The organism is Enterobacter sp. DNB-S2 (assembly GCF_019443845.1).
Taxonomy (GTDB): domain Bacteria; phylum Pseudomonadota; class Gammaproteobacteria; order Enterobacterales; family Enterobacteriaceae; genus Enterobacter; species Enterobacter asburiae_B.
On sequence record NZ_CP050520.1, the window covers coordinates 1,889,543 to 1,913,007 of the forward strand.

21 protein-coding genes are annotated in these 23,465 nt (G+C 62.4%); 13 read left to right on the top strand and 8 right to left on the bottom strand.

The annotated features are described in order from the left end of the window. The first annotated feature begins 9 nt into the window (after positions 1-9). Together HB664_RS08895 and entF are read left to right on the top strand one after the other, a co-directional pair. The gene (locus HB664_RS08895) at positions 10-222 is read left to right on the top strand and encodes an MbtH family protein (RefSeq protein ID WP_039264064.1); all 213 of its coding nucleotides are present in this window, start codon (positions 10-12) and stop codon (positions 220-222) included. Continuing rightward, on the top strand, positions 219-4,076 hold the full coding sequence (gene entF, locus HB664_RS08900) for an enterobactin non-ribosomal peptide synthetase EntF (RefSeq protein ID WP_219940672.1): 3,858 nt from the start codon (positions 219-221) through the stop codon (positions 4,074-4,076). Before HB664_RS08895 ends, entF begins: the two co-directional genes overlap by 4 nt. A gap of 70 nt (positions 4,077-4,146) precedes the next feature. Here the strand turns inward: entF and fepC are convergent, their stop codons facing one another. The 3 genes from fepC to fepD are packed head-to-tail and all read right to left on the bottom strand — an operon-like array spanning position 4,147 to position 6,937. After that, entirely contained in the window at positions 4,147-4,947 is an 801-nt protein-coding gene (gene fepC / locus HB664_RS08905; protein ID WP_219940673.1) for an iron-enterobactin ABC transporter ATP-binding protein, read from the bottom strand. Next, a complete protein-coding gene (gene fepG / locus HB664_RS08910) occupies positions 4,944-5,933 on the bottom strand; it encodes an iron-enterobactin ABC transporter permease (RefSeq protein ID WP_219940816.1) in 990 nt (329 codons plus the stop codon). Before fepG ends, fepC begins: the two co-directional genes overlap by 4 nt. Beyond that, on the bottom strand, positions 5,933-6,937 hold the full coding sequence (gene fepD / locus HB664_RS08915) for a Fe(3+)-siderophore ABC transporter permease (RefSeq protein ID WP_219940674.1): 1,005 nt from the start codon (positions 6,935-6,937) through the stop codon (positions 5,933-5,935). The genes fepG and fepD overlap by 1 nt, the downstream gene beginning before the upstream one ends. 108 nt (positions 6,938-7,045) lie before the next feature. Here fepD and entS point away from each other — a divergent pair, with 108 nt between their 5' ends. Beyond that, positions 7,046-8,281 (top strand): enterobactin transporter EntS, encoded by a 1,236-nt coding sequence (gene entS, locus HB664_RS08920; protein ID WP_219940675.1) that lies wholly within the window; start codon positions 7,046-7,048, stop codon positions 8,279-8,281. An 83-nt stretch (positions 8,282-8,364) separates the two neighbouring features. On the opposite strand, the gene fepB is transcribed toward entS, so the two are convergent. Continuing rightward, on the bottom strand, positions 8,365-9,324 hold the full coding sequence (gene fepB / locus HB664_RS08925; RefSeq protein ID WP_219940676.1) for a Fe2+-enterobactin ABC transporter substrate-binding protein: 960 nt from the start codon (positions 9,322-9,324) through the stop codon (positions 8,365-8,367). 188 nt (positions 9,325-9,512) lie between these two features. Here fepB and entC point away from each other — a divergent pair, with 188 nt between their 5' ends. The 7 genes from entC to HB664_RS08960 all read left to right on the top strand — a co-directional run bounded on the left by entC (position 9,513) and on the right by HB664_RS08960 (position 16,889). Further along, positions 9,513-10,688 (top strand): isochorismate synthase EntC, encoded by a 1,176-nt coding sequence (entC, locus tag HB664_RS08930; protein ID WP_219940677.1) that lies wholly within the window; start codon positions 9,513-9,515, stop codon positions 10,686-10,688. 9 nt (positions 10,689-10,697) lie between these two features. Beyond that, positions 10,698-12,308 carry a (2,3-dihydroxybenzoyl)adenylate synthase EntE gene (gene entE / locus HB664_RS08935; protein ID WP_219940678.1) on the top strand — a complete coding sequence of 537 codons (1,611 nt, stop codon included), beginning with the start codon at positions 10,698-10,700 and terminating at the stop codon, positions 12,306-12,308. A 10-nt stretch (positions 12,309-12,318) separates the two neighbouring features. Then, positions 12,319-13,173 (top strand): isochorismatase, encoded by an 855-nt coding sequence (locus tag HB664_RS08940; protein ID WP_033144898.1) that lies wholly within the window; start codon positions 12,319-12,321, stop codon positions 13,171-13,173. Next, complete coding sequence (gene entA / locus HB664_RS08945) at positions 13,170-13,925, top strand: 2,3-dihydro-2,3-dihydroxybenzoate dehydrogenase (protein ID WP_211438389.1); 756 nt, start codon at positions 13,170-13,172, stop codon at positions 13,923-13,925. Before HB664_RS08940 ends, entA begins: the two co-directional genes overlap by 4 nt. A 1-nt stretch (position 13,926) precedes the next feature. Then, positions 13,927-14,340, top strand: a complete 414-nt coding sequence (gene entH / locus HB664_RS08950; RefSeq protein ID WP_023310710.1) for a proofreading thioesterase EntH — start codon at positions 13,927-13,929, stop codon at positions 14,338-14,340. 149 nt (positions 14,341-14,489) lie between these two features. Further along, the gene (gene cstA / locus HB664_RS08955) at positions 14,490-16,595 is read left to right on the top strand and encodes a pyruvate/proton symporter CstA (RefSeq protein WP_033144900.1); all 2,106 of its coding nucleotides are present in this window, start codon (positions 14,490-14,492) and stop codon (positions 16,593-16,595) included. 96 nt (positions 16,596-16,691) lie between these two features. After that, positions 16,692-16,889, top strand: coding sequence for a YbdD/YjiX family protein (locus HB664_RS08960; protein WP_006809671.1), 198 nt, complete (start codon positions 16,692-16,694; stop codon positions 16,887-16,889). Here the strand turns inward: HB664_RS08960 and HB664_RS08965 are convergent. The 4 genes from HB664_RS08965 to HB664_RS08980 all read right to left on the bottom strand — a co-directional run bounded on the left by HB664_RS08965 (position 16,886) and on the right by HB664_RS08980 (position 19,640). Continuing rightward, positions 16,886-17,290, bottom strand: coding sequence for a helix-turn-helix domain-containing protein (locus tag HB664_RS08965; RefSeq protein ID WP_219940679.1), 405 nt, complete (start codon positions 17,288-17,290; stop codon positions 16,886-16,888). The genes HB664_RS08960 and HB664_RS08965 overlap by 4 nt on opposite strands. After that, positions 17,271-17,567 carry a type II toxin-antitoxin system RelE/ParE family toxin gene (locus HB664_RS08970; protein ID WP_219940680.1) on the bottom strand — a complete coding sequence of 99 codons (297 nt, stop codon included), beginning with the start codon at positions 17,565-17,567 and terminating at the stop codon, positions 17,271-17,273. The genes HB664_RS08965 and HB664_RS08970 overlap by 20 nt, the downstream gene beginning before the upstream one ends. Before the next feature lie 183 nt (positions 17,568-17,750). After that, positions 17,751-18,494 (bottom strand): SDR family NAD(P)-dependent oxidoreductase, encoded by a 744-nt coding sequence (locus HB664_RS08975; protein WP_032661029.1) that lies wholly within the window; start codon positions 18,492-18,494, stop codon positions 17,751-17,753. 57 nt (positions 18,495-18,551) lie between these two features. After that, complete coding sequence (locus HB664_RS08980) at positions 18,552-19,640, bottom strand: oxidoreductase (RefSeq protein ID WP_219940681.1); 1,089 nt, start codon at positions 19,638-19,640, stop codon at positions 18,552-18,554. A 159-nt stretch (positions 19,641-19,799) separates the two neighbouring features. Here HB664_RS08980 and HB664_RS08985 point away from each other — a divergent pair, with 159 nt between their 5' ends. The 3 genes from HB664_RS08985 to HB664_RS08995 are packed head-to-tail and all read left to right on the top strand — an operon-like array spanning position 19,800 to position 23,379. Beyond that, the gene (locus HB664_RS08985) at positions 19,800-21,302 is read left to right on the top strand and encodes a sugar ABC transporter ATP-binding protein (RefSeq protein WP_219940682.1); all 1,503 of its coding nucleotides are present in this window, start codon (positions 19,800-19,802) and stop codon (positions 21,300-21,302) included. Continuing rightward, entirely contained in the window at positions 21,299-22,294 is a 996-nt protein-coding gene (locus tag HB664_RS08990) for an ABC transporter permease (protein WP_219940683.1), read from the top strand. Before HB664_RS08985 ends, HB664_RS08990 begins: the two co-directional genes overlap by 4 nt. 20 nt (positions 22,295-22,314) lie before the next feature. Next, a complete protein-coding gene (locus HB664_RS08995; protein WP_033144906.1) occupies positions 22,315-23,379 on the top strand; it encodes a sugar ABC transporter substrate-binding protein in 1,065 nt (354 codons plus the stop codon). The last annotated feature ends 86 nt before the right edge of the window (positions 23,380-23,465 follow it).

The following is a 23,465-nucleotide window of genomic DNA, read 5'->3' on the forward strand; positions in this document are numbered from 1 at the left end:
GGAGTCTGTATGGAATTCAGCAATCCTTTCGATAATCCGCAGGGACAGTTCGCCATTTTGCAAAACGACCGTGGGCAGTACAGCCTGTGGCCGCAGCAGTGCGAACTGCCTGCGGGGTGGCGCGTGGTGTGCGAAGCGCAGTCTCAGGAGGCGTGCCAGCAGTGGCTGGCCGGGCACTGGCGCACGCTTGAACCGTCTCATTTTGCGGGGGAGAACCCATGAACCGTCTTCCCCTCGTCGCCGCCCAGCCGGGTATCTGGATGGCGGAGCAGCTGTCCACGCTGCCAAACGCCTGGAGCGTCGCGCATTACACCGAGCTGAAAGGCGATATCGACGCGCCGCTGCTGGCAAAAGCGATTGCTGAAGGCATGATGCAGGCCGATACCCTGCGGATGCGTTTTGCCGAGGAGAACGGCGAGGTGTGGCAGGGGGTGGATAACACCCTCATTCTGCCGGAGCCGTCCATCGTTCGCGTTGACGACCACGCCGCCGCCGTGGCGCTGATGGAGGCCGATCTCCACCAGAACCTGCGCGTCGATAGCGGTCAGCCGCTGGCGTTTCACCAGCTGATTCAGGTGGGAGAAAGCCACTGGTACTGGTATCAGCGCTATCACCATCTGGTGGTGGATGGCTTCAGCTTCCCGGCCATTACCCGCCAGATCGCCGCGATTTACGCCGCGTGGAAAAAGGATGAACCGACCCCTGACTCCCCGTTTACGCCATTTGCCGAAGTGGTGGAAGAGTATCAGCGCTATCGCGACAGCGAGGCGTATCAGCGCGACGGCGCCTTCTGGGCGGAGCAGCGCAGGCAGCTTCCTTCTCCGGTCTCGCTCTCTTCCGCGCCGCTGCCGGGACGCGCCGCCACTACCGATATCCTGCGCCTGAAAATCACCGCCGACGGTCGCGCCTTTAGCCAGCTTGCGCAGGCGGCAGGGCAGGCGCAGCGTACCGATTTGGCCCTTGCGCTGGTGGCGCTGTGGCTGGGCCGCCTGACCGGAAGGCTGGACTACGCCGCCGGGTTTATCTTTATGCGCCGCATGGGCTCCGCCGCGCTGACCGCGACCGGGCCGGTGCTCAACGTCCTGCCGCTGGCGGTGAATATCAACCCGCAGGAGAGCCTGCCGGAACTGGCGCTGCGCCTGGCCAACCAGCTGAAAAAAATGCGCCGCCACCAGCGCTACGACGCCGAGCAGATCGTGCGCGACAGCGGGCGTGCCGCAGGAGACGAAGCCCTGTTTGGTCCGGTGCTGAACGTGAAGATGTTTGATTATCAGCTGGATATCGACGGCGTGGAGGCCATCACCCACACGCTCGCAACCGGCCCGGTGAACGATCTGGAGCTGGCGCTGTTCCCGGACGAACGGGGCGGATTGAGCATTGAGATCCTCGCCAGTAAGCAGCGTTACGATGAGGCGACGCTTTCCCGTCACGTCGCGCGCCTGAACGCGATGCTGATGCAGTTTGCGGCCAACCCGGACCTGCGCTGCGGCGAAGTGGAAACCGTTTCAGAGCAGGAATACCAGAGGCTTGCGCGCATCAACGATACCGGGCTGGCGCTGCCGGCCACCACGCTGGCGGATCTGGTGGCGGAGCAGGCGAGCAAAACGCCGGACGCCCCCGCGCTGGCGGACGCGCGTATTGAGCTCAGCTACCGCCAGATGCGCGAGCAGGTGGTGGCGCTGGCAAACCTGCTGCGCGCGCGCGGCGTGAAGCCGGGCGACAGCGTGGCGGTGGCCCTGCCGCGCTCGGTGTTCCTGACGCTGGCGCTGCACGGCATCGTCGAGGCCGGCGCCGCGTGGCTGCCGCTCGACACCGGCTACCCGGACGACCGCCTGCGGATGATGCTCGAGGACGCGAAGCCATCCCTGCTCATTACCACCGACGAGCAGCTTCCGCGCTTTAGCGATCTGCCGATTACTGCCTTTAGTTACAACACCCTTTTACCGGCTGCGGATGCAAAACCGCTGCGCCTGGCGAAGCCGGAGCAGACGGCGTACATCATCTTTACTTCCGGTTCGACGGGGCGTCCGAAAGGGGTGATGGTTGGCCATACCGCCATCGTTAACCGCCTGAAGTGGATGCAGGACCACTACCCGCTGGACGCGACGGACGTGGTGGCGCAGAAAACGCCGTGCAGCTTTGACGTGTCGGTGTGGGAGTTCTGGTGGCCGTTTATCGCCGGGGCGAAGCTGGTGATGGCCGAGCCGGACGCGCACCGCGATCCGCAGGCGATGCAGAGCTTCTTCGCGCAGTACGGCGTGACTACTACCCACTTCGTGCCGTCGATGCTGGCGGCGTTTGTCGCCTCGCTGACGCCGGAAAACGTCGACTGCTGCAGGACGCTTAAGCAGGTGTTCTGCAGCGGCGAAGCGCTGCCGACCGGGCTGTGCCGCGAGTGGGAGCAGCTCACCCGTGCGCCGCTGCACAACCTGTATGGCCCAACCGAAGCGGCGGTGGACGTCAGCTGGTATCCGGCGTTTGGCCCCGAGCTGGCGGCGGTGGAAGGCAACAGCGTGCCGATCGGCTTCCCGGTGTGGAACACGGGGCTGCGCATTCTGGATGCGATGATGCGCCCGGTGCCGTTCGGCGTGGCGGGGGACCTTTATCTCACCGGGATTCAGCTGGCGCAGGGGTATCTGGGCCGTCCGGACCTCACCGCCAGCCGCTTTATTGCCGACCCGTTCGCCCCGGGCGAGCGGATGTACCGCACCGGCGACGTTGCCCGCTGGCTGGACAACGGCGCGGTGGAATATCTCGGCCGCAGCGATGACCAGTTAAAAATCCGCGGACAGCGCATCGAGCTGGGCGAAATCGACCGGGCGATGCTGTCGCTGCCGGACGTGGCCCAGGCCGTGGCGCACGCCTGCGTGTTCAACCAGGCGGCAGCCACCGGCGGCGATGCCCGCCAGCTGGTGGGGTATGTGGTTTCCGAATCCGGCTTACCGCTGGATCGCGACGCGCTGCTTGAAGCACTAAAAGCACAGCTGCCGCCGCATATGGTGCCGGTGGTGCTGCTGCAAATCAGCGCGCTGCCGCTCAGCGCGAACGGCAAGCTTGACCGCAAGGCGCTGCCGCTGCCGGAGCTGACGAGTAAAACCTCCGGCCGTGCGCCGGAGACGGAAACCGAAGTCGCCGTCGCGCAGGCGTTTTCCGCCCTGCTGGGCTGCGAGGTCAACGACATCGACGCCGACTTCTTTGCCCTCGGCGGACACTCGCTGCTGGCGATGCGCCTGGCGGCACAGTTTAGCCGCGAGTTCGAGCGCAAGGTTACGCCGGGGCAGATTATGGTCGCCTCCACGGTGAGCAAGCTCAGCGCGCTGCTGGACTCGCAGATGAGCGACGAGCAGGCGCAGCGACTGGGGTATGAAACACTTCTTCCGCTGCGCGAAAGCGACGGCCCGACGCTGTTCTGCTTCCATCCGGCGTCCGGCTTTGCCTGGCAGTTTAGCGTCCTGGCACGCTACCTCAGCCCGCGCTGGTCCATCGTCGGCATTCAGTCGCCGCGTCCGGACGGTCCAATGCAGCAGCGTGCGGATCTGGATGGGGTGATTGAGCATCACCTGGCTACGCTGCGTAAGCAGCAGCCGCAGGGGCCGTATTATCTGTTCGGCTATTCCCTCGGCGGCACGCTGGCGCAGGGTATTGCCGCCCGTCTGCGCGAGCAGGATGAAGCGGTGGCCTTCCTCGGCCTGCTGGACACCTGGCCGCCGGAAACCCAGAACTGGTCGGAGAAAGAGGCCAACGGCCTCGACCCCGAGGTGCTGGCGGAAATCGAGCGCGAGCGTCAGGCGTTTATCGCCGCCCAGCAGGGTCAGGGCTCCAGCGAGCTGTTTAACGCTATCGAGGGCAACTACGCCGACGCGGTGCGGCTGCTCACCACGGCGCGCAGCGCGCGCTTTGACGGCAAAGCGACGCTGTTTGTCGCCGAGCGCACGCGAACGATGGATCCGCAGGTTGCCTGGGCGCCGTGGGTGGCGGAGCTTGAGGTGTACAGCCAGGACTGCGCCCACGTGGATATCATTTCACCGCAGGCGTTTGAGAAGATAGGGCCGGTGTTGAGGAAGATATTGGGGTAACGTCAAAAGCGCCTCTCCCACAGGGAGGGGGTGCTCCCTCTCCCTGTGGGAGAGGGCCGGGGTGAGGGCATCAGACCGCACGCTTGCCCAGCGGCACCACCAGCGGCGTACCCGCCACCGGATCGTCAATAATCATGCAGCGCATGCCGTAGATCCGCTCGATCAGCTCCGGCGTCACAATCTCTTTCGGCGCGCCCTGCGCCATGATCTCACCGTCTCGCAGCGCAATCAGATGCGTGGCGTAGCGGCATGCCTGGTTTAAGTCGTGCAGCACCGCCGCCAGGGTGTATCCCTGCGTGCGGTTCAGCTCGCTCAGCAGCTCCAGCAGGTCAATCTGATGGCTGATGTCGAGCCAGGTTGTCGGCTCGTCCAGCAGCATGATCGACGTTTCCTGTGCCAGCACCATCGCGATCCACGCCCGCTGACGCTGTCCGCCGGAGAGGGTGTCCACGCTCTGCTGGGCGAGATCGGTGATGCCCGTCGCCAGCATCGCGCGGTTCACCGCCTCGTCATCCTCTTTACGCCAGCGGGTAAACAGCGGCTGATGCGGGTAGCGCCCGCGCGAGACCAGCTCCTGCACCGTGATGTCTCCCGGCGTGGTGGCGTTTTGCGCCAGCAGCCCGATGCGCCGTGCCACCTCTTTGCTGACGAAGCGCTGGATCTGCTCCCCGTCGAGGAACACGCTGCCTTCAGCCGGCGTCATCAGGCGGCTCAGGGTGCGCAGCAGGGTCGATTTGCCGCAGCCGTTCGGGCCGATAATCGCGGTGAAATGGCCGTCCGGAATGGCGACGGATAAGTCACGGGCAATGATTTTTTTGCCGTAGCCGAGGGTTAAGTTTTCGCCGCGCAAGCGGGTGGTTGAATCAGTCATTTCCTGCGTGACTCCTGAACGAGCAAGACGATGAGGTAAATCCCGCCGAGGCTGACGGTCACCACGCCCACCGGCAGTTGATAAGGCATAAACAGCCGCTGGGCGCAGAGATCGGCGGCCAATAGCAGCAGCGCGCCGCACAGCGCCGCCTGGGTTAATCCCCAGCGCGCCGTGCCGCTAAGTCGCCGGGCGATGTGCGGTGCCACGAGGGCGATAAACGAGATTGGCCCGGCAATCGCGGTGGAGGCGGCGGTCAGCAGTACGGCGACCAGCATCAGCATCAGGCGCGAGCGCTCGACGCCCACGCCCAGCGCGCAGGCGGTGTCGTCACCCATCTCCAGCAGACGCATGCGCCGCACCAGCAGCAGCGCGCCGATAAAAATCAGCAAAATCAGCGGCGCGGCGGGCCAGGTTTTGCCCCACGTCAGGCCGTTGAGCGATCCGGCGTACCACAGCCCGGCGGAGAGCGCGGTTTCCAGCGAGGCCTGCAGTAAAAGCCAGGTGTTAAAGGCCATCAGCATGGCGCGGATGCCGATCCCGATGATGATCAGGCGAAAGGTGTCGATACCGTTGCGCCAGGCCAGCGCCCAGATCAGTAATGACGTCAGAATGCCGCCCGCCATCGCCGTAAAGGTAATGGCCGTCAGGTGCTGACCAAATAGCACCATCGCCACCAGCACGCCGCTCCAGGCCCCGGTGTTAAGGCCCATCACGTCCGGGCTGCCGAGCGGGTTGCGCATCAGCGACTGGAATATCGCACCGCTCACGCCGAGCGCCGCGCCGACCAGAATCGCCATCGCCACGCGCGGCAGTCGCCACTCCGTCACCACCATGGTGATGTTGCGCGGCGCGCTGCCGAGCAGGGCGTTGAATACCTGAGTAAAGTCGAGCGTCACCGCGCCGCTGCGCAGGCTCCAGACAGCCAGCAGCAGAATGACGATAGTCAGCAGGCATACGCTGGTGAGTAAACGACGGGACGGGGCCATCATGCGCCACCTCCGCGTTTACGGCGTACCAGGAAAATCAGCACCGGCGCGCCGATAAAGGCGCTGACCACCGAGACGCGCAGCTCGCCGGGCACCAGCAGGCGGCCCAGCACGTCGGCAAACAGCAGCAGGGCAGGGGTCGCCAGCAGGGTCACCGGCAGCGACCAGCGGTGATCCGCCCCCACCAGCCAGCGCGCCATGTGCGGCATCATCAGGCCGATAAAGGCGATCGGACCGACCACGGCGGTCGCGCTGCCGCACAGAATCGTGATGGCCAGAAGTCCAGTCAGCTGCGTGCGCGCCACGCGGTTGCCGAGGGCGGTCGCGGTGTCGCTGCCGAGGCTCAGGCTGTTGAGCGACCGGCTTAAAAACAGCGCCACGGCGGCGGCGATAATGACCGGGATCGCCACCACTTTTAGGGTTTCGAGGGTGCGGATATCCAGCGAGCCGGCCTGCCAGAAGCGCAGCTGGTCGTAGACGTCCGGGTTGAGCAGGGCGATGCCGTTGGACAAGCCCTCCAGCACCGCCGCGAGCGCCACGCCCGCAAGCGTCAGGCGTACCGGGCTCAGCTGCCCGCCGCCCTGGCTGCCGGTAAAGGCGACCACCAGCGAGGCGGCCAACGCGCCGCAGAAGGCCATCACCAGCTGTTCGGAGGGCGAGGTCAACCCGAACAGCGCCGCGCCGAGCACGATGGCAAAGCTGGCGCCGGAGTTAACGCCGAGAATACCGGGATCCGCCAGCGGGTTACGGGTAAGGGTTTGCATCAGGGCACTGGCAAGGCCGAGCGCGCCACCGGACAGCAGTCCGGCAAGCGTGCGGGGCAGTCGGGCGTCGAGCACGATGACGCAGTCGGCGCTCTGGCAGGTGCCGGAGAGCGCATCAACGATAACGGACGCGGGCAGCGGCTTCGCGCCGACCAGCAGGCTGAGTGCAGTCGCAAGGATCAACAGCAGCAATAAAACGGGCACGGCAACGGCGCGCACCGCGGAAGAGGAAAACGACATAGCAACATCCATGATTTGATAATGATAGTGATTATCGTTATCTATCTTATTTGGCTATGTTAGCATGTGCGCCCATGGAATGGGTAGAAATAGACTCAAGGCTTTGTCATGAATCAAAAATCCTGGCTGCTCAACCTCAGCCTGCTGAAAACGCACCCGGCGTATCGCGCCGTTTTTATCGCTCGCTTTATCTCCATTTTGTCCCTCGGGCTGCTCGGCGTGGCCGTGCCGGTCCAGATCCAGACCATGACGCACTCCAGCTGGCTGGTGGGGTTATCCGTCACCTTAACCGGCGGGGCGATGTTCATCGGCCTGATGGTCGGCGGCGTGCTGGCGGACCGCTACGAGCGTAAAAAGCTGATCCTGCTGGCGCGCGGCACCTGCGGCGTGGGCTTTATTGGGCTGTGTCTGAACGCGATGCTGCCGGAGCCGTCGCTGATCGCGATTTATGCCCTGGGGCTGTGGGACGGTTTCTTCGCCTCGCTGGGCGTGACGGCGCTGCTGGCGGCGACGCCCGCGCTGGTCGGGCGCGAGAACCTGATGCAGGCGGGGGCGATCACCATGCTCACCGTGCGTCTGGGCTCGGTGATTTCGCCGATGGTGGGCGGCCTGCTGCTGGCGACCGGCAACGTGGCCTGGAACTACGGGCTTGCGGCGGCGGGAACCTTTATCACCACGCTGACGCTGCTGCGCCTGCCGCTGCTGCCGCCTCCGCCGCAGCCGCGCGAGCATCCGCTGAAATCGCTGATGGCCGCGATTCGTTTCCTGTTCAGCAACCCGCTGATTGGCGGGATTGCGCTGCTCGGCGGCCTGCTGACCATGGCGAGCGCCGTGCGCGTGCTCTACCCGGCGCTGGCGGGAGAGTGGCAGATGAGCGCCTCGGAGATTGGCATTCTCTACGCTGCCATTCCGCTCGGCGCGGCGTGCGGGGCGCTGACCAGCGGCAACCTGGCGCAGGGCGCGCGTCCGGGGCTGATTATGCTGCTTGCCACGCTGGCGTCGTTTATCGCCATCGGCTTCTTCAGCCTGATGCCGGTGTGGGCGCTCGGGGTGCTGTGTCTGGTGATTTTCGGCTGGCTGAGCGCCATCAGCTCGCTTTTGCAGTACACCCTGATCCAGACCCAGACGCCGGAAGGGATGCTCGGGCGCATTAACGGCCTGTGGACGGCGCAGAACGTGACGGGCGATGCGATTGGTGCGACGATCCTCGGCGGGCTGGGGGCGATGATGACTCCGGTGGCCTCGGCGAGCTGCGGCGGGTTTGTACTGGCAATTATTGGCGTGATTTTGTTAGTGGCGCTGGTGGAATTGCGGCGGTTCAGGCAGGAGAGTGCTCCGGTGTGATTTGCCGGGTGGCGGCTGCGCCTTACCCGGCCTACATTTTGCACTCGTAGGCCCGGTAAGCGAAGCGCCACCGGGCGCAGCTGTTACCCAAAGATTGCTTCTAAACGCTGCAACACCAACACCGCGCTGTAGTAATCCAGGCGGAACGTCTCCGTTCCCAATGCCCAGACCCGTTTGTTTTTCACCGACGGCAAATGCGCCAGCAGCGGGTTGGCGTAAATCGCATCCACGTCTTTCCGATCGCCGGCAAACACAAACAGCCCTTCGCCGTTCAGCCCCGTCGCCAGATTTTCACCGCCCAGCTGAATGATGTCGTGGCGTTTGCCCTGGCTTTTTGAGGTGTGCAGTCCGGCGGGCAGCTCCGCAAGCGTAAAGCCCAGCTGGTGCAGCAGCTTGCCTTGCGCCGATTCCGCAGTCCACAGGTTGGCGCTGTGCGCGGCGGCGGTGTAGACGATGGCGTTCACCGGCTGCGGCGGCAATTTCATCTGCTGTTTCACCTGCGCGAGCTGTTTATCAAACGCGGCAATGCGCTCTGCGGCCTGTTTTTCCTGCCCGGTGAGGCTGCCCAGCTGGGTCAGCAGTTCCTGCCAGCTCTTGTCGTCGTAGTTGATGATAAGCGTTGGGGCGATGGCGGAGAGCTGATCGTACAGCGCCAGCGCGGAATCCCCGCCGGTAGCGCTGATCAAAATCAGATCCGGCATTTGCGCGGCGACCGCTTCGGCGCTCGGCTCGCCGATGTACAGCCGCGCAACCTTGCGCTGTTTCGCAATATTACCCCACTGACGCAAAAAGCCCTGCGCATCCGCCACGCGGTTGTTCGGCGTGGTCGCGCCGCTGGCAACGACCGGCGCGTCAATCGCCAGCAGGGAGCCGGTTAAGGTCACGCTGGTGGAGACAATGCGCGTCGGTTTGCTCTCAAGCGTGTGAACGCCTCGGCTGTCGGTCACCTGACGCGGCCAGTCGGCGGCAATGGCTGAGGCAAGTCCTAAAACTAAAAGTCCAGATAAAAGCAGGGTATTACGGAATAGGGCAGGGAATTTCACAGCGCGACATCCTGTTTTTGTTGAAGATAATGCTTCTCATTTTCATGGTTGATGCGAAGGGATGCAAGCTTTTGTCGCATAAGTTATTTGTCCGACGGTTGACAGCGAAGCGATGTGGGATTAGGTTAGCCGACGAAAATATAAATGATAATCATTATTGCTTCTTTTATCATTTTGAGGAGGATGATATGGACACGTCCCTGGCTGAGGAAGTTCAGCACACCGCGACCACGCTGCAATCAGACAGCTTTTTCTTTATGTCGCCTTACCGCAGTTTTACTACCTCAGGCTGTTTTGCCCGCTTCTCTGAACCCGCCGTCGGCGGTGACGATCCGGCCGGGCAATTTCAGCAAAAATTAGCCCAGGCCTTCCGGAATGCGAAAGCTAACGGTATCGCTCATCCGGTGATGGCAGGGGCTATTCCGTTCGATACCCGCAAGCCATCTTCTCTGTTTATTCCGCAGCGCTGGCAGACCTTTTCCCGTCCGGCACGTCAGCAGTCCGCACGCTATTTTTCCGGCTCGCAGGCGCTGAAGGTGGAACAACGCACCGAGATCCCGCCGCAGCCCGTGTTCGAAGAGATGGTCGCGCGCGCCGCGTCGCTTACCGCCACGCCGCAGGTGAACAAGGTGGTGCTGTCGCGTCTGATTGATATCGCGACCGACAAACACATGGACAGCGGTGCGCTGATGGAGCGGCTGATCGCCCAGAACCCGGCGAGCTTTAACTTCCACGTGCCGCTGGAAGACGGCGGCGTGCTGCTCGGCGCCAGCCCCGAACTGCTGCTGCGTAAAGAGGGCGCGCACTTTAGCTCGCTGCCGCTGGCAGGCTCTGCGCGCCGTCAGCCGGACGATGTGCTGGATCGCGAAGCGGGCAATAAGCTGCTGGCCTCCGAAAAAGACCGCCACGAGCACGATCTCGTAACCCAGGCGATGAAGGCCATTCTGGCACCGCGAAGCCACCACCTGAGCATGCCGTCTTCCCCGCAGCTCATCACCACGCCGACGCTGTGGCATCTGGCGACGCCGGTTGAAGGTGACGCGCGTGAAAACGAAAACGCCCTGACTCTGGCCTGCCTGCTGCACCCGACCCCGGCGCTGAGCGGCTTCCCGCATGAGGCGGCAAAAGAGCTGATCGCCGAGCTGGAGCCGTTCGACCGCGAGCTGTTCGGCGGCATCGTCGGCTGGTGCGACAGCGAAGGCAACGGCGAGTGGGTGGTGACCATCCGCTGCGCGCGTCTTCGCGAAAATAGCGTTCGCCTGTTTGCCGGCGCGGGCATTGTGCCTGCCTCTTCGCCGGTGGGCGAATGGCGCGAAACGGGCGTGAAGCTCTCCACCATGCTCAACGTGTTTGGCTTGCGCTAAGGATCGCTCATGACCATTCCCTTTACCCGCTGGCCTGAGGAATTCGCCCGCCGCTACCGCGAAAAAGGCTACTGGCAGGATCTGCCGCTGACCCACATCCTGACGGATCGCGCTGAAAGCGATGCCGTGGCGATTGTCGACGGCGAGCGGCACATCACCTACCGCGCGTTTAATCAGGCGGTGAACAATCTGGCGTCCGCTCTTCAGGCGCGCGGGCTGCAGCGCGGCGAGACCGCGCTGGTGCAGCTCGGTAACGTGGCCGAGTTCTACGTCACTTTCTTTGCGCTGCTGCAAATTGGCGTCGCGCCGGTTAACGCGCTCTTTAGCCATCAGCGCAGCGAGCTGAACGCCTACGCGGAGCAGATCAAACCCGCCGTGCTGATTGGCGATCGCGACCACGCGCTGTTTGCGGGCGATGATTTCCTCAACGCCTTTGTGGATGCGCATCGCTCGGTACGCCTTGTACTGCTGCGCGGCGATAAGGACGAACACGCCCTGGAAGCGGCGATTGCGCGTCCGGCGGATAACTTCATTCCGAACCCGACGCCCGCTGACGAAGTGGCGTTTTTCCAGCTTTCCGGCGGCAGCACCGGCACGCCGAAGCTCATCCCGCGCACGCACAACGACTACGACTACAGCATCCGCCGCAGCAACGAGATCTGCGGAATCAATACACACACCCGTTATCTGAACGCGCTGCCCGCGGCGCATAACTACGCCATGAGCTCGCCGGGATCGTTAGGCGTCTTCACCGCCGGCGGCTGCGTGGTGCTGGCGAACGATCCGAGCGCCACGCTCTGCTTCCCGCTGATTGAACGGCATCAGATTAACGTCACCTCGCTGGTTCCTCCGGCGGTAAGCCTCTGGCTGCAGGCGATTGCCGACGGCGCGGGCAACGCGCAGCTCAAATCCCTCAGGCTGCTGCAGGTGGGTGGCGCACGCCTCTCCGCCACGCTCGCGGCGCGCATTCCGGCGGAAATCGGCTGCCAGCTTCAGCAGGTGTTCGGCATGGCGGAAGGGCTGGTGAACTACACCGCGCTCGACGACTTGCCGGAGCGCATCATCAACACTCAGGGTCGCCCGATGTGCCCGGACGACGAAGTGTGGGTGGCGGACGAACACGGCAACCCGCTGCCGCGCGGTGAGGTCGGGCGTCTGATGACGCGCGGGCCTTACACCTTCCGCGGCTATTTCAACAGCCCGGAACACAACGCCAGCGCCTTTGACGCCGACGGCTTTTACTGCTCTGGCGATCTCATCGCCATCGACGAGCAGGGCTACATCACCGTGCAGGGGCGCGAGAAGGATCAGATCAACCGCGGCGGCGAGAAGATCGCCGCCGAAGAGATTGAAAACCTGCTGCTGCGCCACGAGGCGGTGATCCACGCCGCGCTGGTGAGCATGGAGGACAGCCTGCTGGGCGAAAAAAGCTGCGCGTATCTGGTGGTGAAACAGCCCCTGCGCGCGGTCGAGGTGCGCCGCTTCCTGCGCGAGCAGGGCGTTGCCGAATTCAAGCTGCCGGACCGCGTGGAGAGCGTGGATGCGCTACCGCTGACGCCGGTCGGCAAAGTCGATAAGAAACAGTTGCGCCTGTGGCTTGCTGAACGCGCCCGGGGCTGAGGAACAGAGTATGGCCATTCCAAAATTAACCGCTTACGCGCTGCCGACCGCCGCAGAGCTGCCGACCAGTAAAGTGAACTGGGCGTTTGAGCCTGAACGTGCCGCGCTGTTGATCCACGATATGCAGGAGTATTTCCTGAACTTCTGGGGCGAAAACAGCGCGATGATGCAGCAGGTGGTGGCGAATATCGCCAGACTGCGCGCTTACTGCAAAGCGCACAATATTCCCGTGTACTACACCGCTCAGCCGAAAGAGCAGAGCGACGAAGACCGCGCCCTGCTGAACGACATGTGGGGGCCGGGCCTGACCCGCTCGCCGGAGCAGCAGCGCATTGTCCGCGAACTGACCCCGGACGAAGCGGACACGGTGCTGGTGAAGTGGCGCTACAGCGCGTTTCACCGCTCGCCGCTGGAGCAGATGCTGAAAGAAACCGGCCGCAACCAGCTGCTGATTACCGGCGTTTACGCCCACATCGGCTGCATGACCACCGCCACCGATGCCTTTATGCGCGACATCAAGCCGTTCTTTATTGCCGACGCGCTGGCGGATTTCACCCGCGACGAGCACCTGATGTCGCTCAACTACGTGGCCGGACGCTCGGGCCGCGTGGTAATGACCGACGAGCTGCTGCCGTCCGTTCCGGCGACCAAAGCCGCGCTGCGTGAGCTGATCCTGCCGCTGCTGGACGAGTCCGACGAGCCGATGGATGACGAAAACCTGATCGACTACGGTCTGGACTCGGTGCGCATGATGGCGCTGGCCGCCCGCTGGCGCAAAGTGCACGGCGATATCGACTTCGTGATGCTGGCAAAAAATCCAACCATCGACGCATGGTGGGCGCTGCTGTCCCGCGAGGTGAAGTGATGGGTCTGGATTTCACCGGTAAAACCGTCTGGGTGACGGGCGCGGGTAAGGGGATTGGCTACGCGACGGCGCTGGCGTTTGTGGAGGCGGGCGCACGTGTGACCGGCTTCGATCTGGCGTTTCCGCTGGGGGATTATCCGTTCGCCACTGAAACCCTGGACGTGGCGGATGCCGCGCAGGTGCATGAGGTGTGCGGGCGCGCGCTGGCGTCGCTTGAACGGCTGGACGTGCTGGTCAACGCGGCGGGCATTCTGCGCATGGGGGCGACGGACCAGCTCTCGCAGGAGGACTGGCAGCAGACCTTTGCGGTCAACGTCGGCGGCGCGTTCAACCTGTTCCAGCAGACGATGGGCCAGTTCCGCCGTCAGCAGGGCGGGGCGATAGTCACCGTGGCGTCCGACGCGGCACACACGCCGCGCATCGGCATGAGCGCCTACGGCGCGTCGAAGGCGGCGCTGAAAAGCCTGGCCCTGACCGTCGGGCTGGAGCTGGCGGGCAGCGGCGTGCGCTGTAACCTGGTGTCGCCGGGCTCAACGGATACCGATATGCAGCGCACGCTGTGGAAAAGCGACGACGCGGAGCAGCAGCGTATTCGCGGTTTTGGCGAGCAGTTCAAGCTCGGCATTCCGCTGGGCAAAATCGCTCGCCCGCAGGAGATAGCCAGCACGGTGCTGTTCCTTGCTTCCGAGGCCGCCAGCCATATCACCCTGCAGGATATCGTGGTGGACGGCGGCTCCACGCTGGGGGCGTAAGATGATCTGGAAACGTCATTTACCGCTCGAGGAGCTGAACGCGACCAGCCTGAATACGCTGGTGGCGCATCTCGGTATCGTCTATACCCGCCTCGGCGACGACACGCTGGAAGCGGAGATGCCGGTGGATGCGCGTACCCATCAGCCGTTTGGCCTGCTGCACGGCGGCGCGTCGGCGGCGCTGGCGGAAACCCTGGGGTCGATGGCCGGCTTTCTGATGACCCGCGACGGTCAGAGCGTGGTGGGGACGGAGCTTAACGCCACGCACCATCGTGCGGTCTCTCACGGCAAAGTGCGCGGCGTTTGCCAGCCGCTGCATCTGGGGCGGTCGAGCCAGAGCTGGGAGATTGTGGTATTCGACGAGCAGGGGCGGCGGTGCTGTACCTGTCGGTTGAGCACGATGGTGTTGGGCTAAGCCAGGCAGATCAAAGTGATCGGCTTAACACTGTGGTGTAAATCTCTGGTTTGACCACGCATTATTGCGTTTCAAAGTTGTTAAATTTTTCCGGTTGTTCTAGAAACAAAATGTAACATCTCACTGTTTCACAACAACGGACAACAACTATGAACAACTCAGGGAAATACCTTATATGGGCAGGGCTCTCCGTTGTGGGAGCCTTTGCCCTGGGCTATATCGCCCTCAACCGGGGGGAACAGATCAATGCGCTCTGGATCGTTGTCGCTTCCGTCTGCATTTATCTGATCGCGTACCGTTTTTATGGCCGCTATATCGCGAAGAACGTTCTGGGCGTTGACGCGACGCGTATGACGCCTGCCGTCCGCCATAACGACGGGCTGGACTACGTGCCGACCGACAAAAAAGTGCTGTTCGGTCACCATTTTGCGGCGATTGCCGGAGCGGGTCCGCTGGTGGGGCCGGTGCTGGCGGCGCAGATGGGCTACCTGCCGGGGATGATCTGGATCCTCGCGGGCGTGGTGCTGGCGGGCGCGGTGCAGGACTTTATGGTGCTGTTCGTCTCGACCCGCCGCGACGGGCGTTCGCTGGGTGAGCTGGTGAAAGAGGAGATGGGGGCAACCGCCGGGGTAATTGCGCTGGTGGCGACCTTTATGATCATGGTGATCATCCTCGCGGTGCTGGCGATGATCGTGGTGAAAGCGTTGACCCACAGCCCGTGGGGAACCTATACCGTTGCCTTCACCATTCCGCTGGCGCTGTTTATGGGGATTTATATTCGCTACCTGCGCCCGGGCCGCATTGGTGAGGTGTCGGTAATTGGCCTGGTATTCCTGGTGTTCGCCATTATCTCCGGCGGCTGGGTGGCGGAAAGCCCGACCTGGGCGCCGTTCTTCGACTTTACCGGCGTCCAGCTGACCTGGATGCTGGTGGGCTACGGCTTTGTGGCGGCGGTGCTGCCGGTATGGCTGCTGCTGGCTCCGCGTGACTATCTCTCTACGTTCCTGAAAATCGGCACCATCGTCGGGCTGGCGATCGGCATTCTGATTATGCGTCCGACCCTGACCATGCCTGCGTTAACCAAATTCATCGACGGTACCGGCCCGGTCTGGACCGGTAACCTGTTCCCGTTCCTGTTTATCACCATCGCCTGCGGCGCGGTGTCGGGCTTCCACGCGCTGATCGCATCCGGAACCACGCCGAAGATGCTGGCGAATGAAAATCAGGCCTGCCTGATCGGCTACGGCGGCATGCTGATGGAATCCTTTGTCGCCATCATGGCGCTGGTCTCGGCCTGTATCATCGACCCGGGCGTGTACTTCGCGATGAACAGCCCGATGGCGGTACTGGCACCGGCTGGCACCGTTGACGTGGTGGCGTCCGCCGCGCAGGTGGTGAGCGGCTGGGGCTTTGCGATTACCCCTGATACGTTGACGAGCATCGCCAGTGAAGTGGGCGAGCAGTCGATTATCTCCCGTGCGGGCGGGGCGCCGACGCTGGCGGTCGGCATGGCGTATATTCTTCACGGCGCGCTGGGCGGGCTGATGGACGTGTCGTTCTGGTATCACTTCGCCATCCTGTTCGAGGCGCTGTTTATCCTGACGGCGGTGGATGCAGGAACCCGTGCGGCGCGCTTTATGCTGCAGGACCTGCTGGGGGTGATCTCCCCGAACCTGAAGCGTACCGATTCGCTCCCGGCTAACCTGCTGGCGACGGCGCTGTGCGTGCTGGCGTGGGGCTACTTCCTGCACCAGGGCGTGGTCGATCCGCTCGGCGGGATTAACACCCTGTGGCCGCTGTTTGGTATCGCCAACCAGATGCTGGCGGGCATGGCGCTGATGCTCTGCGCGGTGGTGCTGTTCAAGATGAAGCGCCAGCGTTACGCGTGGGTGGCACTGGTGCCAACCGCGTGGCTGCTGATCTGTACCCTGACGGCGGGCTGGCAGAAGGCCTTCAGCCCGGACAACAAGGTGGGCTTCCTGGCGATCGCCAACAAGTTCCAGGCGATGATCGACAGCGGCAAGATCCCGGCGCAGTACACCGAGTCGCAGCTGTCCCAGCTGGTGTTTAACAACCGTCTGGATGCCGGGCTGACTATCTTCTTTATGGTGGTGGTCGTGGTGCTGGCGTTGTATTCTCTCAAGACCGCGCTGGCGGCGTTGAAAAACGATCAGCCAACGGCGAAAGAGACGCCGTACGAGCCGATGCCTGAAAACCTGGAAGAGATTGTGACCCAGGCGAAAGGGGCGCACTAACCTTTGTGCCGGGTGGCGGCTTCGCCTTACCCGGCCTACATTTCTTCTCCGCCCTCTCCCTCCGGGAGAGGGCAGGAAACAAACGAGAAACTGATTATGTTCGACACCCTTTCCAAAGCAGGTAAATACCTGGGCCAGGCCGCCAAAATGATGATTGGCGTGCCGGACTACGACAACTACGTCGAGCATATGCGCGTCAACCATCCGGACCAGACGCCCATGACCTACGAAGAATTTTTCCGCGACCGCCAGGATGCCCGCTACGGCGGCAAGGGCGGGGCGAAGTGCTGTTAACCCTCTTTCGGTAGATAGAGGCTGATCTGCTCCTGCTTGCAGCCGTAGATAGCAGCCAGCTTTTCGCGGGTGCGCTTTTGCGGACGGGAGTCCAGCGCTTCCAGCTGTGACACGGCGGACTGGGTGATGCCGAGTTTCTCAGCCACCTCCTGCTGGGACATGCCGCGCAGGATACGCCACGCGGCCTGCAGGCTGACGTTCTGCCAGGTCATGATGCTGCACACTTCTCCGGGCAATTCCACGTCATCATAGCAATCGTGTTCGACTTCAATATCCTCTAGATCATCATCGGTTTCGTCGTCGATTTCTGCCATCTGTAAGCACATACGAAAGTATTCATCATAGGGAATTACGGCGTACTGCGCTTTTCCGTCATTGTCCTTAATTAGCTGAACAGCCATAGGGGGCTTTCTCCTCGTGAAGGTAGGTCGTTGAAGTTCTGCGCTTGACGGCCAAAACATAACAATGGTTATCGGGATCGTCCCGCAGCGTAATAAGGATGCGGTAATCGCCTACGCGTAACCGGTAATGATTTTCTAAAACCGATATTTTTATGATATCGGGCCGGGAAGCCGAGCGGTCATCCAGTTCAGCCAGTTTTGTTTCAATGCGTTGTCGATAGCGACTATCAATTCGGGACAACGACTTCTTTGCTACCTTTGACCACACAATCTTCATCCGTACCTCCACTGTACGCCCACACAAAGTATAAGGAAATAATAAGGCTATTAGATAAATTCCGAATTTCTAATGGGGTACTGTAGAGCGGGGAAGTAACCGGAGAAAGCGGCAAAACGCGAACCGTCGAGGGCGCTCGGAAACGCCTCTGCCGGACGACAGAGGCTTGCAGTGAGATTGCGATCAGGCGTTCAAACCGCCGTCCACGTCCAGGCCGGTACCGGAGATCTGCCCGGCCGCCGGACTGGCAAGAAACGTGACCGCCGCCGCGACGTCTTCCGGCTGACCGTAATGACCCAAAGCAATAAGCTGACGCTGAGAGTCAGCCTGTTCCCCGTCTTCCGGGTTCATATCGCTGTTGGTGGGGCCGGGGTGCACCAGGTTAACGGTTATGCCGCGTGGCCCTAAATCACGGGCCAGCCCGCGGGTAAGGGAATTCAGCGCCGATTTGGTCATCGAGTAAACGGCAATGCCCGGCTGCGCCACGCGGTTTGCCAGACAGCTTCCGATGTTGATAATGCGCCCGCCGTCGGACATGTGCACCAGCGCTTCCTGAATGGCGATCACCACGCCGCGGATGTTGACGTTGATAAGGGCGTCAATGTCCGCCAGCGTCATGGACTCCAGCGGACCGCCGCGCGCGATCCCGGCGTTGTTGACCAGAATGTCCAGCCCGCCAAGAGAACGCGCCGCATGGGTGACGGCATCCTGAATCGCCTGCGCGCTGGCGCTGTCGGCCTGCACGGCTTCGCTGTGGCGCCCCAGCGCCTTAATCTCATCGGCGACCGCCTGGGCCTTATCGGCAGATTTTTCATACGTAATAATCACATCCGCACCGGCGCGCGCCAGCGACAGGGCAATCGCACGACCCAATCCGCGGCTGGCACCGGTAACCAGCGCCTTTTTACCTGTTAAATCGATCTGCATGATGACCTCGTTACGAGAGTGGTAAGAATCATCATTAGGTATAGCCTGTCGGCGCGATTAACGGCTGAAGGATTCCACTTTCTCAAACGCGGCGCGCAGAACGTCAGGCGTTAACGTAACAGGTAAATAGTGAATCGACTCCACCGGGCGCAGGGTGTGGGCAATGACCCGATCCAGCTCGTCGCGGTTATTGATGTCGACGTCCAGCTCGCGAAGCGTGGTGGGCAGGTTAAAACGCTGGTAAGCCGTCACCAGCTGCGCCAGAACGTCGTCCTGGCCGAGCAGGGCGCTCTGCACCAGAATGCCGTAGGCCACCTTGGTGCCGTGCAGGTATTTCTCCGTCTGTAGCAGCACGGTTAAGCCGTTGTGTACCGCATGCGCCGCCGCCACGCGCGTATAGCGTTCGCCCAGGCCGCCGACCATCCCGCCGCCGGCGATGATTGCATCGACCACGTCCCGGAACGCCTGCGTCTGTTCGCCGCGCTGCTGGTCGGCCAGCGCCTCTTCGCTGCGCGCCAGCAGCACGTCGCGGATCGCCAGCGCACCGTTGATGCCCAGCCGCACCGTCAGTGGCAGGTTCTCAGGCTCAGGTGCCAATACCACCGCTTCGTACCACTTCGCCAGCGTATCGCCGATGCCCGCCAGCAGGTACTCCGCCGGGGCGTTAAGGACGATCTGCGGCTCCACCAGCACCAGGAAGTTGGCGTCGTCGAAGATCTCAAAATGCAGCGCCTGACCGGCATCGTTGTACCAGACGGAAAGCGGGGTCCACGCCGCACAGGTGGCGGCAATGGTGGGGATGCCCACAAACGGCACCCCTAAGCGGCGCGCCACGGCCTTGACGGTATCCATCACCGCGCCGCCGCCGACGCCAATCACCACGCTGGCGTCGCTGCCGGATTCATTCACCAGATGGGTGACGTCGCGCTCGCTGCAGTGGCCTTTAAACAGCAGGTGCTTCGCCTCCGGCGCGTTAAAGCTCGCCGGCAGGAAAGGGCGCGCGCCTTCGATAGCGCGCTCGCCGTAAATCCACACCGCGCGGGAAAGCTGTTCCGGGGTAAAGAAGTTATCCAGCTGCGCAAGGCTTCCGGGATGAGAGAAGTAGTTCGCCGGGCCAGGCACGACGCGGATATCGGTGTTGCTCATGATGGTGTCCTTTTTGCGGAAGCGCTAACCCGATGTTATGTCTGGACATCCGGATGGCTAATAATATTTCGCTTTAACTTATGCCTTTTCCGTCGTTGTCAGTCAACCAGAGCTGTGAAAAATTCGATAAATCAGAAGAGTAATGAAGGATTTACGCGGATGGTTTCCAGTCGCCTTGAGATGCGCGGTATCAGCCTGGCCTTTTCCGGCTTTCAGGCGCTGTCGCGCGTGAATTTCACCTTAACCGGCGGATCCGTACACGCGCTGACCGGCGCCAACGGCGCGGGAAAATCGACCCTGATGGCGGTGCTGTGCGGGACGCACGACCACTATGAGGGTGAGATCAGCATCAACAACCAGCCGGTGAGCATCCGCGAACCGCTCGATGCCAAACGGCTGGGGATCCACCTCGTTCAGCAGGAGGTGGACGTGGCGCTGATCCCGGGGTTAAGCATTGCCGAAAACATCATGCTCGACCAGCTGGCGCAGCCGGGGCATCGCTTCAGCTGGCGCGCGATCCGCCAGCAGGCGAGACAGGCGCTGGCGCAGCTCGACGTGACGCTGGACGTTCGCCGTTCCATCGACGGCTGTTCGCTGGCCGAAAAGCAGCAGATTTTGCTGGCGCGGGCGCTGTCCCATCACTGCCGTTTTTTGATTCTTGATGAACCCACCGCGCCGCTGGACGCGCACGAGAGCGAGCGCCTGTTTGCGGTAGTGAGACGTTTAAAGCAGCAGGGCATCGGCGTGGTGTTTATCTCTCACCGCATTCACGAGCTGAAGGCCATCTGCGACACCCTGACGGTGCTGCGCGACGGCAAGCTGATCGAGTCCGGCCCGATGGCCGATCTTAGCGGCGAAGCGATCGTCGAGAAGATGCTCGGCCACGTGCTGAGCGATATCTATCCGCCCGCGCGGCCGCCGCACGGCGACGAAACGCTGTTACGCGTTGAGGGGCTTCACGACGACGCGCTGCTGAAAGATATCTCCCTGCACCTGCGCAAAGGCGAAATTCTCGGGATTGCCGGGCTGGCGGGGGCGGGGAAAACCGAACTCTGCAAGGCGCTTTTTGGCGCCACCAAGAGCCGCGTGGCGCGCGGTGAGCTGAATCATCAATCCTGGCAGCCGTGCGACCCGGCCGACTCCGTGCTGCGCGGTCTGGCGCTGGTGCCGGAGGAGCGGCGGAAAGAGGGTATTTTTATCGACGAGCCGGTGAGCATGAACCTTGCCGTGTGCGCCGATAACAGCTTTTCGCGCTGGAGCCTGTTTGGCCATCGTCAGGCGTGGCGCTGGGCGGAAGAGGTCATCACCCGCGTCGGCGTGCGCGCGCGTGGGCCAGGGCAGGTGCTGCGCCGTCTTTCCGGCGGCAACCAGCAGAAGGTCGCCATCGGTAAATGGCTGCGCAATGACGCCAGCGTGCTGATATTCGACGAGCCGACCAAAGGCGTGGACGTGAAGGCCAAAACCGATCTGTTCCAGCTGATTGACGGCCTGGCGCGCGAGGGCAAAGGGGTGATTTACGCCTCGGGCGAGTTTTCCGAGCTGGTCGGGCTATGCGACCGCATCTGCGTCCTGTGGGACGGACGCATCGTGGCGGAAATCGCCGGGGCCGAGGCCCGCGAAGAGACACTACTTTATTATTCAACCGGAGGAACGGCGTCGTGAGCAAGGCCCTTTCAGTGAACGCGGCGGCGTCTGGCCGCCAGCAGATTTTCGATTTTCTCTACAGGTGGGGCATGCTGTTAACCGTCGTCGCGCTGGTGGCCGTCTTTGGCCTGGCGTCGGACAGCTTCCTCGATCCGAACAACATCATCAACATTCTGCGCTCGATTGCCATCGTGACGGTGATTGCCATTGGCGTGTCGATCTCGTTGACCATCGGCGGGTTCGATCTCTCCGTGGGATCCACCGCCTCGCTGGCGAACGCGCTGGTGATTTCACTTTTCGTCTGGCACGGCTTTGGCACTACCGAGTCGATTCTGATCACCCTCGCGCTCTGCACGCTGGTGGGTCTGTTTAACGCCTTCCTGATCGTCATCCTGCGCATTCCGGACATGCTGGCGACGCTTGCCAGCCTGTTTGTGATCCAGGGCGTGGCGATGACCTACAGCTACGGCGGGTCGATTACCGAGAACATGGTGCTGCCGAGCGGCGACATGGCGGAAGGGACCATTCCGGCGGCGTTCAGCCTGCTGGGGCAGGTGCCGACCATCGTGATCGTCATGCTGGTGGTGACCGTGCTGGCGCAGCTTGGCCTGTCGCTCACTACGCATGGCCGACGCATGTACGCCATCGGCGGCAACCCCGAAGCGGCGCGCCTCTCCGGCATTCGCACCACGCGCTACAAGGTGGCGGCCTACGTGATTGCCTCGCTGCTGGCGGGTCTGGGCGGGATTTTGCTGGCTTCACGCATCGGCTCGTCGCAGGTGAATGCGGGCGGCGGATACCTGATGGATGCGGTGGCGGCGGCGTGGATTGGCTTCTCGCTGGCCGGATCCGGCAAGCCGAACGCGCTGGGAACCCTGGTTGGGGCGGTCATTCTCGGCGTGCTGTCGAACGGGCTGGTGATGCTCTCCGTACCGTATTACGCCATGGACATTATAAAAGGGCTGGTGCTCGCGGTAGCGCTGGCGATTACCTACATACAAAAATGCTGACAACACAACGGGATAAAAAAATGAAAAAGATTGCACTCTCTTTGGTGGCACTTGGGTTGCTCACGGCTCTGCCAGGCTTCGCGGCTACGCCCGCGCCGCTTCCGGCTGCCATTGCGAACCATGACGGCCCCATTCGCATCGCGGTGATCCGTAACCTCGGCTCAGATGACAACACCACGCAGTTTATTGCCGGGGCAATTCAGGAAGGGAAGAAGCTCGGCTTTAAGGTCAGCACCTTTTTAAGCAACGGGGACGACGCCAAATTCCAGGACTTTGTGAACCAGGCCATCAGCCAGAAGTACGACGGGATTATTCTCTCTCAAGGGCGCGATCCGTACTCCACCGCGCTGGTGAAGAAAGCGGTGGATGCCGGGATCAAAGTCGCCGTCTTTGATACCGCCGTTAACGGTGAGATCCCGGGCGTGACCGTCACCCAGCAGGACGATGCCTCCCTGACGAACCTCTCCTTCGGCCAGCTGGCGAAAGATTTTAACGGCAAGGCCAATATCGTCAAGCTGTGGGTGGCGGGCTTCCCGCCGATGGAGCGTCGTCAGGCGGCCTATAAAGAGCTGCAAAAGCAGTATCCGGACATCAAAGAGCTGGAGTCTATCGGCGCCGTGTCCTCTGACGTGCAGGGCGATACCGCCAACAAGGTGGGGGCGATCCTGGCGAAATACCCGAAAGGCAAAATCGACGCCATCTGGGGAACCTGGGACGCCTTCAGCCAGGGCGCGTATAAGGCGCTGAAAGAGAACGGCCGCACCGAGATTAAGCTCTACAGCATCGACATCTCTAACCAGGATCTGCAGCTGATGCGTGAGCCGGGCAGCGCGTGGAAGGTGAGCGTGGCGGTGGATCCGAAGCTGATTGGCGCGACGAACGTGCGTCTGGTGGCGAACAAGATTGCCGGGGAAGCGACGCCTGCGACCTACGATTTCAAAGCGGCGGCCATTCCTCAGGCGCTGCTGACCGCCCAGCCGGGCCCGGTGAACGTGGCGTCGCTGGGGAAAATCATTCCGGGCTGGGGCCAGACGGAAGATTTTATCGCGCCGTGGTTTGCGACGCTGGAAGCGAAGAATAAATAAAACCAGGCCGGGTGGCGTCAGGTGCGGCCTGATGCCCTCACCCCGGCCCTCTCCCGCAGGGAGAGGGGGAAAACCCAAAGGAGCTA